Annotated in this window: 13 protein-coding genes, 1 riboswitch and 1 other annotated feature (1 of these 15 running past the window's edge); of the genes, 4 read left to right on the forward strand and 9 right to left on the reverse strand. The window is 47.0% G+C overall.

Annotated features, from left to right (window positions below; all coding sequences use genetic code 11):
* Positions 1-57 precede the first annotated feature (57 nt).
* On the reverse strand, positions 58-1,722 hold the full coding sequence (locus CYJ37_RS24360) for a mechanosensitive ion channel (RefSeq protein WP_101552558.1): 1,665 nt from the start codon (positions 1,720-1,722) through the stop codon (positions 58-60).
* A 160-nt stretch (positions 1,723-1,882) separates the two neighbouring features.
* Between CYJ37_RS24360 and CYJ37_RS24365 the strand changes: the two genes are divergently transcribed.
* The gene (locus CYJ37_RS24365; protein ID WP_101552560.1) at positions 1,883-2,398 is read left to right on the forward strand and encodes a sigma-70 family RNA polymerase sigma factor; all 516 of its coding nucleotides are present in this window, start codon (positions 1,883-1,885) and stop codon (positions 2,396-2,398) included.
* Positions 2,391-3,716, forward strand: a complete 1,326-nt coding sequence (locus CYJ37_RS24370; RefSeq protein WP_101552561.1) for a DUF4179 domain-containing protein — start codon at positions 2,391-2,393, stop codon at positions 3,714-3,716. Before CYJ37_RS24365 ends, CYJ37_RS24370 begins: the two co-directional genes overlap by 8 nt.
* Positions 3,717-3,882: 166 nt before the next feature.
* Here the strand turns inward: CYJ37_RS24370 and CYJ37_RS24375 are convergent, their stop codons facing one another.
* Both CYJ37_RS24375 and CYJ37_RS24380 read right to left on the reverse strand, forming a co-directional pair.
* Positions 3,883-5,202 carry a TrkH family potassium uptake protein gene (locus tag CYJ37_RS24375; RefSeq protein ID WP_101552563.1) on the reverse strand — a complete coding sequence of 440 codons (1,320 nt, stop codon included), beginning with the start codon at positions 5,200-5,202 and terminating at the stop codon, positions 3,883-3,885.
* 105 nt (positions 5,203-5,307) lie between these two features.
* Positions 5,308-5,460, reverse strand: a riboswitch (cyclic di-AMP (ydaO/yuaA leader).
* A 112-nt stretch (positions 5,461-5,572) separates the two neighbouring features.
* Positions 5,573-6,130 (reverse strand): GNAT family N-acetyltransferase, encoded by a 558-nt coding sequence (locus CYJ37_RS24380; protein WP_101552565.1) that lies wholly within the window; start codon positions 6,128-6,130, stop codon positions 5,573-5,575.
* A gap of 174 nt (positions 6,131-6,304) precedes the next feature.
* On the opposite strand from CYJ37_RS24380, the gene CYJ37_RS24385 reads away from it, so the two are divergent.
* Positions 6,305-7,189: a diacylglycerol/lipid kinase family protein gene (locus CYJ37_RS24385; RefSeq protein ID WP_101552567.1), complete on the forward strand. Its 885-nt coding sequence runs from the start codon at positions 6,305-6,307 to the stop codon at positions 7,187-7,189.
* Here CYJ37_RS24385 and CYJ37_RS24390 read toward each other — a convergent pair.
* The 5 genes from CYJ37_RS24390 to CYJ37_RS24410 form a co-directional block, all read right to left on the reverse strand.
* Positions 7,186-7,830 carry a VC0807 family protein gene (locus CYJ37_RS24390; RefSeq protein ID WP_253616001.1) on the reverse strand — a complete coding sequence of 215 codons (645 nt, stop codon included), beginning with the start codon at positions 7,828-7,830 and terminating at the stop codon, positions 7,186-7,188. The two genes, CYJ37_RS24385 and CYJ37_RS24390, sit on opposite strands and share 4 nt — an antisense overlap.
* A 115-nt stretch (positions 7,831-7,945) precedes the next feature.
* Positions 7,946-8,377, reverse strand: a complete 432-nt coding sequence (locus tag CYJ37_RS24395) for a Dps family protein (RefSeq protein ID WP_101552569.1) — start codon at positions 8,375-8,377, stop codon at positions 7,946-7,948.
* A gap of 127 nt (positions 8,378-8,504) precedes the next feature.
* A complete protein-coding gene (locus CYJ37_RS24400) occupies positions 8,505-9,086 on the reverse strand; it encodes a YqaA family protein (protein ID WP_101552570.1) in 582 nt (193 codons plus the stop codon).
* Between the two features lie 151 nt (positions 9,087-9,237).
* Positions 9,238-9,891 (reverse strand): permease prefix domain 1-containing protein, encoded by a 654-nt coding sequence (locus tag CYJ37_RS24405; protein ID WP_101552572.1) that lies wholly within the window; start codon positions 9,889-9,891, stop codon positions 9,238-9,240.
* Positions 9,888-10,214 (reverse strand): PadR family transcriptional regulator, encoded by a 327-nt coding sequence (locus tag CYJ37_RS24410; protein ID WP_224905198.1) that lies wholly within the window; start codon positions 10,212-10,214, stop codon positions 9,888-9,890. The genes CYJ37_RS24405 and CYJ37_RS24410 overlap by 4 nt, the downstream gene beginning before the upstream one ends.
* Positions 10,215-10,337: 123 nt before the next feature.
* Here CYJ37_RS24410 and CYJ37_RS24415 point away from each other — a divergent pair, with 123 nt between their 5' ends.
* A complete protein-coding gene (locus CYJ37_RS24415) occupies positions 10,338-11,195 on the forward strand; it encodes a sulfite exporter TauE/SafE family protein (RefSeq protein WP_101552576.1) in 858 nt (285 codons plus the stop codon).
* Positions 11,196-11,232: 37 nt separating this feature from the next.
* On the opposite strand, the gene argS is transcribed toward CYJ37_RS24415, so the two are convergent.
* Positions 11,233-12,918: an arginine--tRNA ligase gene (gene argS, locus CYJ37_RS24420; RefSeq protein ID WP_374703168.1), complete on the reverse strand. Its 1,686-nt coding sequence runs from the start codon at positions 12,916-12,918 to the stop codon at positions 11,233-11,235.
* Between the two features lie 57 nt (positions 12,919-12,975).
* Positions 12,976-13,156 (reverse strand) — a binding site (T-box leader) (it continues 32 nt past the right edge of the window).

A 13,156-nucleotide genomic window follows, 5' to 3' on the forward strand; every position in this document is an offset into this window, starting at 1 on the left:
CTTCCCGCAGGAGGCCGGCTTCATCCCGTGCTTCAAAATATCTCTCGTGCGCGGCTGCTATTCTTCTCTGTTTTCATTCATGCGATTATGCTCCGGATTTATCGGATCAGCGTTATCAGGCGTCATCGGCCGGGCAGGACCGGAATCACCAGCTTGATTGCCCATAGAGGCATCTGGAGTCATTGATTCTTTAATCTGGGCGGTGCGGGCATCTTTATTGATGCTCGTCTGCTCAATTTTACGGTCAAGCTTTTGCAGGTACTTAGCAGCAAAGTCCCTTCCGCCCAATCCGAAGGCAAGGCCAAAGGCGAGAGCCAGTCCGCCGAGTATAAGGATAAAGGCAGAATTGACGATGGAATGGGCGACGCCAAGCTGGTCCAGGGCCATAAAGATGGAAACGGCTACGATCGCATATTGCGCCACAGATGATAGAAGGCGGAAATGAGGGCCTTCCAGCAGGCTTGAAAGCAGCTTCTTTACCAGGGTTCCGAGCCATAATCCTGCGCCAAGAATGACAAGGGCTGCAAGAACATGAGGCAGATAGGCTATGACACCGGTTGCCAGTGTGACAAGGAAGTCGAGCTTCAGCAGGTTCAGAGCCTGTACAACAAATAAGAGGACAACAATGATCTGGGCAATATAGCCAATCAGCTGGGAAATCCCGCTTTTTGCAGCCCTGGTTTTATTTTTTGTGAATCCTATGCTATTAAAATATGAATCTGCGCCGATTCGTTCAAGAAGGCCGGCAACCATCCCCCTGACCCATTTTCCGAGCCAGATGCCCGCAAGGATAAAGGCGATGGCGACAATGATATTCGGGATCATGGTGAGGACATCGTTCAGCATGGCAATCGCAGGCTGTGATATTCCTTCCAGATCCAATTCTTCGAGTGCCGCGATTACGACCGGGATCATAATGAAGACAAAAACGATATAGCCGGCAACAGATGAAAGGGTGGTCCCTTCAAACAGCTTGGACAGGCCGAAACGCCCGACAAGCTTTTCCGTACCGATGCTCTGCAGGAAGCTCGTGACAATATCACGGACCAGCTTGGCGATGAACCAGCCGATAAACAGAATAAGGGCAGCGGCAAGGAGTTTAGGAAGGAAAGCCAGAATATCATTGAGCATGCCGGCAAACGGTCCGGAGACTCCCTCGAGATTCAAGGCTGACAGCACGGCAGGAAGGGAAATCAGCAGAACCAGATAGAATACGATATTGGCGGCTTTATCGACGATATTGGAGGAGTCGTGATCTCCTTTAATGAATTTATATTTGTTCAGTGTTTCATGGACGCGAAGCGTTCTGCCTCCACGCTTGATGAGAAACTTGAGCGCGGATGCCACCAGCCAGGCAACCAGCAGGATCAAAGCAGCCTTTAGAATACTTGGGATGGCACCTGTAATAGTCGAGAACATGCCTACTAGCGGAGTAGCCAGGAAGCTTAAGTTTAGGATATTGAAGAACCAAATAAAGACAAAAATGAGGATGAGAATATAAACGATTTTGCTTATGATTTTCTCAGGGGAATACTTTCTGTTTCCCGACTCGGCAAACAGTTTGTTATCAAGATTGGTTTTGCGGAGGCCTTTCAGGACCGCCTTTTCAACCGCCTTTGCAATGATCCATCCCAACAGGAGGACGACTAATGCCAGCAGAAGGTCGGGAAGCTGGTTCAGATAGCCATTCCAGCCATTCCAAAATGCATAATTATTATCCAACTAGATCCACTCCTTATCATAGATATTTACATTTACCCAGTGAGTTAGCAGATAAACAGACTGCAGGCAGCTGAATTGGAAAATAAAGTTTGAAAAAGCAAAACCTTTTTCCTAAGGAGCAGTCTAATATTCAGGAAAACAAGAGGGGGATCGATCAGCTTTGGAGCATATTGTCCGCAAAGCCATAAAAGGGGATGATGAAGCTTTTCTTGATATCATCCGTTCCTGTAAGGCGGATTTGTACAAAACCGCACTTGCCTATATGCGAAATGAGGAAGAAGCTCTTGAGGCCGTGCAGGAAGTAACCTTCCGGGCTTACAGGAGCATAAAAGATTTGAAGCAGCCTGCCTATTTCAAAACGTGGATCATCCGGATTATGATCCATTACTGCTGCGACAGGCTCAAGAAGCAAAACAGGCTTGTATATAACGAACAGCTGCTCCTCGCAGCAGGCGGGGAAGAGAATACTCTTCTATTCGAAGTCCAGGATGCGATGGAGGCGCTCGATGACCGCTCCCGTGAACTGCTGACGCTCAAATACTTCCATGATCTGAAAATCAGGGAAGTGGCTGCCCTGTACAACCGTCCGGAAGGAACTGTAAAAACATGGCTCAATAAAGCGTTGAAGTCATTAAGAGAGAAGCTCGAGGAAAGCGGGGGGAAGATGGATGTTTGAGAAGGAAGAAAAAAAGCTTGAGGCTATACGAGAGCGGTATCAGGAATTTCCTGTGCCGGATGAACGGCTGGAAGAAGCGATCATGAAAGGGTTCCAGCAAGCCAAGGCTGCTTCACCGAAGAAGCGATTGATCAAAAGGAGCTGGCTGCCCGGTATTGCGGCCGCCCTGCTATTGCTCGGATTTTTGACCAGCATCAGAGTTTCCCCGGCCTTTGCCCACTATGTAGCAGAAATGCCGGGTATGGAAAAGCTGGTAGACCTTATCCGTTTTGACAAGGGATGGATATCCGCTGTGGAGAATGACTATATGCAGCCGCTCGGCATATCCCAGGAGAAAAACGGGATCCGGGTTACGCTTGATGGTGCTATACGGGATGAGCGGGGGCTGGTGGTATTTTACACAGTTGAGTCAGAGGAGAAGCAGGTGCTGCATACAAATAGTATTGAAATCACTGGCGGTGATGGGAAGGAGCTTCCTGTCAGCTTTTCCGGTTCTGGTGATAGCTCTTACACAGATGAACCAGTAAAGTCTGTAAATGGAACAGCTGACTATCTATTCAGTGAAGACTTGAAAGGGAAAGAGTTCAAGGCAGAGGCAGAGGTCAAAACAAAGAATGGCACAGAAACATTCGAAATTAACTTTTCGGTTGAAAACCCAAAAGTGAAGAAAAAGGTATATCCCTTAAATGAAACTGTTTCAATAGAAGGGCAGAAAATCACATTTAAGGACATTGCCATTTATCCATTGCGCGTGGCCATCCATGTGGTGTTTGATCCGGAGAACAGCAAGAAAATCTTTGCTCTGGAAGATTTGCGGCTTGTTGATGAGAATGGAGAAGCCTGGTCTGGCATTGCTAATGGTGTTACATCACAGGATATTAAAGAAAATGAGAAGATCATTTATTTGCAGAGCAACTATTTTAAAGAACCGAAGGAGCTGTATCTGGTACTGAATAAAGTGATGGCCGTGGATAAAGAGGATGCGGAAGTGGTCATTAATACCGAAACGAAAGAGATTGTGAAGCAGCCAAAGGGTGATAAATTATCAGGACTGGTTTTGGAAGGGGGAAGCCTCTCATTTCAAGTTCGTGCAGAGAAGGAATACAATCATCAGCTCTTTACGACTGCAAAAGATGCAGAAGGCAGAGATCTGGATGGCGGAAGCTCCTTCTATCGATCCGGGGGCGATGGTCTTTATAAGGAGTTTGGCGTTTCCTTATCTGAAACAGACCCTGCTAATTATAAGAATCCTATCAGTCTGGAGTTATCAGCCTTTCCATCCTGGATAGAGGGAGAAGTGAAGATTAAGCTGGAGTAGAAGACGGCTGGTATTGTCTAAGCAGGGAAATTCCGATTATTTGAAATTAAAAAACAGCAGCAATCAGCTTGTAAAAGATCAGGCCAGAACGGTAAGTTCTGGCCTGGTTTTATGGAATGAAAATGGCTGCTCAAATTAAATCTGAGCAAGCGTCCACCGTATTCCCCTACCCCAACAAAACATCCTCACCAGGATACCGAATTTTCTCCGGTTTTTGTTTGGCAAAGGAGAAGGCGAGTGTGAGCGGGCCGAGTTTGCCCAGGAACATGATGAAGATGATGATTTCTTTTCCGATTTCCGACAGGTCGGCAGTGATGCCCATGGACAGGCCGACCGTTCCGAAGGCGGATACTACTTCGAAAATAATTTTAATAAATGGCAAATCCTCCGTGATGCTCAGGACAAAGATGGCGATAAAGACGAACAGGATGGAAATCATTGAGATGGCCAACGCTTTTGTCAGATAGTTGACGCTGATGGTGCGGCGGAAAATGACAATGTCTTTTTTGCCGCGTATGAATGTAATGACAGCCATGATAATGATGATAAAGGTCGTCAGTTTAATTCCGCCGCCGGTGGACGCGCTCCCCGCACCCACAAACATTAACAGCAGCATATACAGGACAGTTGCATCCTCAAGCCCGCCGATGTCCACTGAATTGAACCCGGCAGTCCTCGGCGAAACGGCCTGAAAATAGGATGCCCAAAGCTTTTCCCAGCTGGTCAGATGGGCGAGGGTCTGCGGATTATTATATTCTAGGTAAAAGATGACGGCCATTGATACAATATTGACCGCAAAGGTGCCCACAATCATCATTTTGGAATGAAGCGACAGCCTTTTGAATTGCTTTGATTTCCACAGATCGGCCAGTACGGTAAAGCCAAGACCGCCAATGATAAAGAGCATGGAAATGACAATATTGATGACAGGATCGCCGACAAACCGGCTGAGTCCGTCCGGCCAGAGCTGAAAGCCTGCATTGTTGAAGGCGGAAACAGAATGGAACAGGCTGTAATAAAATCCATCCTGCCACCCATACAGCGGAACCCATCTCAGGCAGAGGAAGAACACAGCAATGGCCTCGATCGTAAAGGAAAAAATAAACAGGTAGCGGACGAGGCGTATGACTCCGCCGACCGACGTCTGGTTCAATGCCTGCTGCAGGACAAGGCGCTCCTTGAACCCGATTTTCCTTCCGAGCATCAAGTAAATCAGCACAGCGAAGGACATGATTCCAAGGCCTCCGAGCTGGATGAGGCACATGATGACAATCTGGCCGAACAAGGTATAGGTAGACGCCGTATCAGCCACTGTCAGCCCTGTCACGGTCATAGCCGAGGTGGCTGTGAACAGGGCATCGATCCATGAAACACCATGAACGGTTGAAAAGGGAAGCTTCAGCAAGGCGACCCCCAGCAGGATGAAAAACAGGAATATAAGGGTCAAAAGCTGCGGCGGCGTGATATTCAGGTATTTTCGCTTCATGATCGATAAAGCTCCTTTTTCCTCAAATGGTGAAAAGCAAATTTAATTTTGGCCATAAAAAAACCATTCTTATCCACGGAAAAGAATGGTCAATATGTCTATTGGCCTTTCTCTCAATATGCTTACGGAGTTAGCTGCCGGATTAGGAATTGAGAGCTTCCTTCCTGGCCTGAGCCAGGATTCACCCCGGGCAGGCGCAACAGCCTCCTGCCATATTGGTTCCCCCGTTCTTAAAATAAGATTCAGCAAAGGTATTAAATTCAAGTGTGATTATAATCTATAAAATACTCCCGCTCATTCGCAAAGTCAATCAGGAAATTGTGAATTTTTCCTCTTTAAAAAACCGTGCAGGTTGCACGGACTTGCAGGTCTATTTTTCCTCCAGATGAATTCTGCGGTAATCATCCTCCAGAATGCTCATCATGATGGAATCATGGTACTGGTGATCGTAAAATAAAGCCTCGCGCTGGACGCCTTCCTGCTTGAAGCCAAGCTTCTCGTAGACATGGAGCGCCCGGTCATTATAGACAAAAACATTCAGCTCAACCCTGTGCAGATTCAGCACACCGAAAGCATAGCCAAGCATAAGCTCCATTGCTTCGCTTCCATAGCCGCGCCCCTGGTTCTCTTCCTCACTGATGTTCACACGGATATTGGCATTGCGGTTGGTGGCATCTATATCCTGAAGGGCAATATCACCAATCACTTCATTCGTTCCATCAAGGACAATCAATAAGAGGATGGAAGATGAATCCTCCGCTTTGTCTTTAATATAAGAGAAGATTTGATCTTTCGAAAAAGCTTTTTTCAGCCCAGTGAGCTTTCGTGACTGTTCATTATAGAGCAGCTTCACATATATATCCGTATCTTCTGTACTGATGGGCCGCAGATAAATCCGCTCTCCCTGCAGGAACCGTATTGCATCCATTCGTACTCCTCCTTGGCTTTTCCTAATTACAATATAATCCAATACCGCTCATTTAAAAATAGATATTTTATCCCTTTCAGCAATTTAAACATCAAGAATAATTGAAACATCAAAAGTTGGGTAAATGTAAATGTAATAGCAGTACACTGTTCGGAAAAGGGGGCCTTGGCCAGGATGGAGTTTAAAAAAGGAATGCTTGTTTATAATGGAAATGCCGGGCAAAAAAATATGGAAAAGTCCCTGGCAGCCTGTGTTCCGATCTTGTCTGCAGAACTGGATTCACTGGTTCTGCTGCCAACGAAAAGGGAAGGGCATGCAAGGGAGCTTTGCAGGGAATATGGATCTGAAGTGGATGTTGTTTTCATCCTGGGCGGAGACGGGACGGTACACGAATGCATCAATGGACTGGCGCCGCTTGAGACCCGGCCGGCCATCGGCATATTGCCTGGAGGTACTTGCAATGATTTTTCAAGAACATTGAATATCCCCCAGAATATCCGTGATGCGGCGCTCAGCATGGTTGCAGGAGAAATGGAGCGGGTTGACGTCATGCAGGCCAATGAAGATTACTTCCTCAACTTCTGGGGCATCGGCCTGGTGGCAGAGGCCTCGGAAAATATCAAGGCAACAGAAAAAAACTTGTTTGGGCGGATCAGCTACTTCCTGAGCGCCTTGCGGACAATCAAGGAAATGGAGCCATTCCATGCATCCATTATAATCGATGGGAAGGAGATAGAGGAGGATGCTGTCATGATCCTGCTGGCCAATGGCCAATATATAGGGACCAATGCATTGCCTTTCAGGAATCTCGAATATAATGACGGACTGGCTGATTTATTTATTATAAAAGATGCCAATCTTTCTTTAATGAAACAAGCACTTACAGAAGACAGCATGGAAGCGAACGAGAACATCCTTCATTATAAAGGGAAGGAAATACTAGTAAGCACAGACAAGAGGATGGAGGCAGATATGGATGGGGAGGTGTATTCGGCAACTCCCTGCCGGATAAGCGTCCATGACGGACATCTGCAAATGATAAAGCCAGGGCAGCTCTAAGGGCTGTCCTGGCTTATGGTTGTTTCAGGAGGCTCGTTCAGCGCTCCGATTTCTTTCAGGATAAAATAAAAACCGCCTGCGGATACAATGGTAAAACCCCAGTTCAGGATCTGCCTCAGCACGATTCCCTGGTCAAAGGCATCTACGCCGTATTTTCCAATGAGCCAGACCTTAATGGAGGCAAGAAGAATAAACTTCAGAGCAAAGCCCGCCGTGATCAGGCTGAAGATCATCAAGGTTTTGCTTTTAAAGAAAACTTCCTTCATGCTGCCTCTGTCTTTTCCCTGCAACTCCATAAAATCGAGAGTGAAATAGAGGAAGACTGGCTTTTTCAGGACAATCGTCAATAAAAACAGGCAGCCCAGCACATAAGAGTAAATCACATTATTCCAAAGAAGCTGAAGGGCTGACCCGGCAAGCACATCGATCATGGTGCCGATCACCAGGTTAGAAAGAAGGAAGAGGCCGAATAAATTGACCTTTTTCAGCTGAAAGAAGCGGTACAGTGTATAGATGATGCCAGGTACAGATGACAGGATCATCGCCAAGTAATCACCGAGCATGTCCCGGCCGTAATTCCAAACAACAAGAGGGAGCACAACATAAAAGAGAATGTCGAGCACCATTGAATTTTTCTGCATTTATTTTGTTCCTGCCTTTACAAAAGATTTCCTTTCATAAATATTCCCCATAGAAGGGAGAACTCCTTTATTTTCTTATAGGAGTATACAAAAAAAGAGCCGCTGGGCTCTTTTTTTAGGCTATGAAGGCTTTCAGCATCCAGATTTTCTTTTCCAAGTCTTCAATCAGTCCGATAGCAAGATCTTCTGTTACAGGATCTCCTTCCTGGTCCGCAATGCCGGCCAGCTGCTTAAGTTCAGAGCTGATTGTGCCGTAGTCCGAGATGAGGGAAGCGACCATCTCTTCTGCTGTTTCTTCGCTGCCGTTATCTGCGATGGACGCCTGCTCAAGGAATTGGCTCATGGCAGCAATCGGCTTTCCTCCTGCTGCCAATGTCCGTTCTGCAATTGTATCTACATTCGCCGCCGCTTCATTGTAAAGCTCTTCGAATTTCCCGTGCAGGGTGAAAAATGCCGGTCCTTTTACAAACCAGTGAAAACGGTGAAGTTTTGTGTAAAGGACGCTCCAGTTGGCAATTTGTTTATTCAGGCTGTTTGTCAAAGTCATAAATATTCCTCCTCGTTTTGTCTGTAGTTATATTATATCAAATATTATTTTATAATCAATACTTATTTATAATTATTATAAATAAAAAATAAGTATAAAAAAACGGCCATCCAAGGGCCGTTTTCGATCAGACAGTTTTTTTCTTTTTACGCATAACCAGATAGATGATATACACGATGACGATCAGGGCGCCGCCTACGAGTGTAAGCATCCCGAAGTTCTCTTCAATGAATGGACGCGCCTGGGCGCCAAGCACCATAATAAGGGCAGCTTCAAGAAAGAAGCGGGCGCCTCTGCCTATGATGGACCAGATGACGAGGGTCCGGAGCCGCACTGTTGTAATGCCAGCAAAGATGGTGAACACTTTATAAGGAATTGGGGTAAAGCCTGCGATAAGGATGGCTACTGGCCCGTATTTATTGAAATAGTTCTCGACTTTCTGGATTCTTTCTTCAGAGATGATGAACCGCAAAACAGGGCGGCCCAGTTTTTTTCCAATGATCCATCCGAGAATGGCGCCCAGGACGGATGCCACGGTTGTAATGAACGCATACCAGATGACGCGGTCCGGATTGGAAATGCCCATTGGGATTAAAAGTACATCCGGAGGGATAGGGAAGAAGGATGAGTCGGCAAAGGATACAAAAAACAATCCAAAGATACCATACTCCATAAGCCATTCTTCAATCGTGTGAATCAGTTCTGACATAACGGATCTCCTTTAGCAGCTTCGTTAAATATCCTCAAGCCCCCTTGTACAGAGCTGAAGGACAGCACACGAGAAGTATATCATTTACTGTCTGCCAAGTCATGCAGGAGTCCGATAATTACATTAATTTTCATAAATAGGCAAGGGGGCTTTACCGCTGGCCGGCTGATCCGGCTTTTCTTTTAGTGGTTAAGAATAATAGGGTATACAGCTGCCTTGCAAGAAGATAAATGAATGCCCCGATAAGGATGGCGAACAGGTCGAGCCAGAGCCCATTCTGGTATCTTTCAGGCTGCTTGAACCAGTCAAGCGATGTCAATCCCGAGATAAAAGCAGCCGGGACGAGGATGACCACCCAGGGGCTCTGCAGCCACTTCACTTTATAAGCCTGTGACACAGCTTCATACAATATCTCTGCGGTCCCTGCCAGGAAGAACACAAGCATATAAGTGGTAAAAAGGTAGCCTGGTTCCAGGCCGAACTCATACTGCGGGTTATAATACACCATAGCCTCGTATGATAGGAGATGAAGGGCAGCCGTCAAAAAAATCGTGCTGAAGAGGAACCTGACTATTTTATAAAAAGGAAAAACAGCTTTCTTCAGCTCAGAGCTGATCCTTTTTTCATTCCCGAAGCATCTGATAGCTTCCCCGGCTGCTTCTTCCTCGGACCAGCCGAAGGCCATCAGCTCTTTTGCATGTTCTTCAAGATGAGAGGTCATCTCAAGCCTCAGTTCTTCCCGTTCAGTATTGTCCATTGGCAGCCCATCAACGATATTATCAATATATTGATCGATTTTCTTCATGAGTAGCCCTCCGAAAATTTGTGGATCAAATCACTGATTTTGTTCCAGTTTTTGAGCTTTTTGCGTAATTCTTTGCGGCCGTCTTCGGTAATGCTGTAATACTTCCGCCTGCTGGCTTCAAGCTCCTGATGCCAGTAGGAAGTGATAAACCCTTTTGCCTCCAGCCGCTTGAGAGCCGGATAGAGAGTTCCTTCATTCATGCTGTATGCTTCATCGCTTTTTTTGCGGATTTCCTTTGTCATTTCATAGCCATAGCTATCTTTTTCAGAAAGAAGGGATAATAAAAGTATATCGATGCTTCCTTTTAAAAGTTCTTTATCCACGAAGTGTACCCCCAGGTTCATTTATATACATTGTACTTCAATGTACATTGTAATACAAGGTAAAGGGCAAAGGGTAATGAAATCAGTTACAATGGGTATAGAGATAACCAAAGGAGTTTTTATATGGAATATTTACTTTTCTTATTGCTGGGCGGAGTGATCAGCGTCCTGTCCGGCTTCTTCGGAGTAGGAGGAGGATTCATCCTGACGCCTGTACTGCTATTGATCGGGTTTGCGCCCCTTGAAGCGATTGCTACCAGTCTTTTTTTCTCGATTGGCACTTCTTTGTCAGGGATCGGCGCCCATTTCCGGCTGAAAAATATACTATGGAAGGAAGGGGCAATACTTGGGGTGAGCGGTATGCTTGCCACCCAGGCCGCCAAGCCGCTGGTGCTGTTACTGAGTGAAAAGGGGCTTGATGCAACCGTTATTCCGGCATGCTATATTATATTGCTTTCCTATTTCGCGTTCACCATGTTCCGTCAGGGCAAAAAGTCAAATGAACAGTCCCATGAGGGCAGGCCATCCCTTGCGCGAATGCTGCTGATCGGATTTTCAGGCGGTTTTGTTTCGGCAGCTCTAGGTGTTGGGGGAGGATTCATCATGGTTCCCCTGTCGATTGCCTTCCTGGGACTGCAGCCGAGAAAGGCAGTAGGGACAAGCCTGTTTGCTGTCCTGCTGATTGTAAGCACTGGATTCCTATCGTATGCATCTGCTGTGGAGATCAGCTATCTGACTGCCATCCTGCTAGTTGCCGGCGGCCTTGTCGGATCACAGGCTGGCGCATGGCTGACCAATTTTTATAAAAATAAGGACATCAGTCTGCTGCTTTCAGGATTGTATATCGCGACTCTCCTAAGCGTCGTTTTCAAGCTGATCCATCACAATCTGATCGGAATAGTCCTGCTAAGCCTATTTATTGCTTATTTCTTTTTCCTGTCCCTGTCGAAGATCATCAGGAAGAAGGAAGCAGAAGCATAAAAGCAGGAGGGGGAGGGCGTTTTGCCCTCCTCTTTTTTTACATTTTCTTTGGCGCCGCAATCCCAAGCAGCCTCAGTCCTTCCTCCATGACAAGAGAAGCAGCCCGGACAAGGCTTAGTCTTGTCTCAAGCCCCGGCGTATCGTCCAGTATCCGGATCTGCCCATAATATTTATTAAAGCTCTGGGCCACATTGGTGATATATTTGGCAATCACTGAAGGCGAATAATGCTTATGGGCTTCTTCAATCTTCCCGGGAAAAAGGCTGAGCTGCTTGAGCAGATCCCAGCTGTATGGGTCGCTGAGCCCCTGCTCCATTTTGCCGGCTGTCCCGGCCTTTTGAAGGATGGAGTGTGCCCTGGCATTTGTGTACTGGATATAAGGACCGGTTTCACCTTCAAAGGTGAGCATCTCATCCAATGAGAATTCGATATGGTTGAGGCGGTCGTTCTTTAAATCATGAAAAAGGACAGCGCCGATGCCGACAGCGGCAGCAGTTTCTTCCTTCTGCTCATGCGAAGGATTTTTAAGGCAGATATTTTGATAGGCCAGATCGACCGCTTCTTTCAAAACATCTTCGAGCAGGACAACTCTTCCTTTTCTCGTCGACATTTTCTTTCCGTCTTTCAGGTAGAGGCCGAAAGGTATATGATGCATATTATCTGCCCACTGGAAGCCAAGCTTATTCAGAACCAGCTTCAGCTGCCTGAAGTGAACTGACTGCTCCTGGCCGACGATGTACAGGCTTTCGGAAAAGTGATAGGTTTCTTGCCGGAAGATCGCAGCGGCCAGGTCGCGGGTTGCATACAGGGTCGCTCCATCCGATTTCTTGATCAGGCAGGGAGGGAGGCCGTGTTCTTCCAAGGGAACCACCTCTGCTCCATGGGATTGGGTGAGGAGGTTTTGGGACTGGAGGAGCTCTACGGCTTTTTCCATTTTATCGTTGTAAAAGGCCTCTCCGTTATAGGAATCAAAAGAGATGCCCAAAAGATCATAGATCCGGTTGAACTCTTTCAATGATTCCTCCCTGAACCAGCTCCATAGCGCAAAAGCCTCTTCATTACCCTGTTCAAGCTCCCGGAACCAGCGGCGCGCTTCGTCTTCGAGAACAGGATCTTTCTCTGCCTCCTCATGGAAACGGATGTAAAGCTTAAACAGCTCGGCGATCGGCTTTTCTTTTACAGTGCCGGGGCTGCCCCATTTCTTATAGGCGGTAATCAGCTTGCCGAATTGGGTTCCCCAATCGCCGAGATGGTTGATCCTGATGACTTCATAGCCGCATTTTTCAGCAATCAGGCTGATGCTGTTTCCGATGACTGTTGAACGCAGATGGCCCATTGAAAACGGCTTGGCGATATTGGGGGCTGAGAAATCGATAGTGATAGTCTTTCCTGTGCCGGTGGCGCTATTGCCGTAGAGGGAGCCGGCTTCAAGAAGGACCTGCAGGATCTTCAAGCCAACTTTCTCCTTCGATAGAAAAATATTCAGGTACGGGCCATGTGCCTCTGCCCGGTCAATGAGGCTGTGCTGCAGCTTTCCAGCGGCTTCAGCAGCTATCACTGCAGGCGCCTGCTTCATTTTTTTTGCAAGGGTGAAGCAGGGAAATGCGAGATCGCCGTGCGCCGTATTCTTTGGCACTTCAATCAAGCCGGCAAGCTCAGCAGCTGTGAACCGGCCTTCAAACAGTTCCATAAGCGCTTCAGTAAAAATGGCTTTCAGTTTGATCATGGATCTTTCTCCTTCCAGTTGTTTTGATTGAACGCAAAAAAGCCCGCCTCTTATAAAAGAGACGAGCCTGTTATACCCGCGGTGCCACTCTGATTGTCCATAGGACCTCTTGAAATGATAACGGGGGATTTCCCCGGCAGGACCTACTTTGACTTTCGGCCCGGCATCTCCGAAGTGCGCTTCATAAAAGGGTCCCTGCAGGCTTTCACCATCCCTGCATCGCTTCAGGGGACCG

It is taken from the genome of Bacillus sp. UMB0728 (assembly GCF_002858875.1).
Lineage (GTDB): Bacteria > Bacillota > Bacilli > Bacillales > Cytobacillaceae > Bacillus_AB > Bacillus_AB infantis.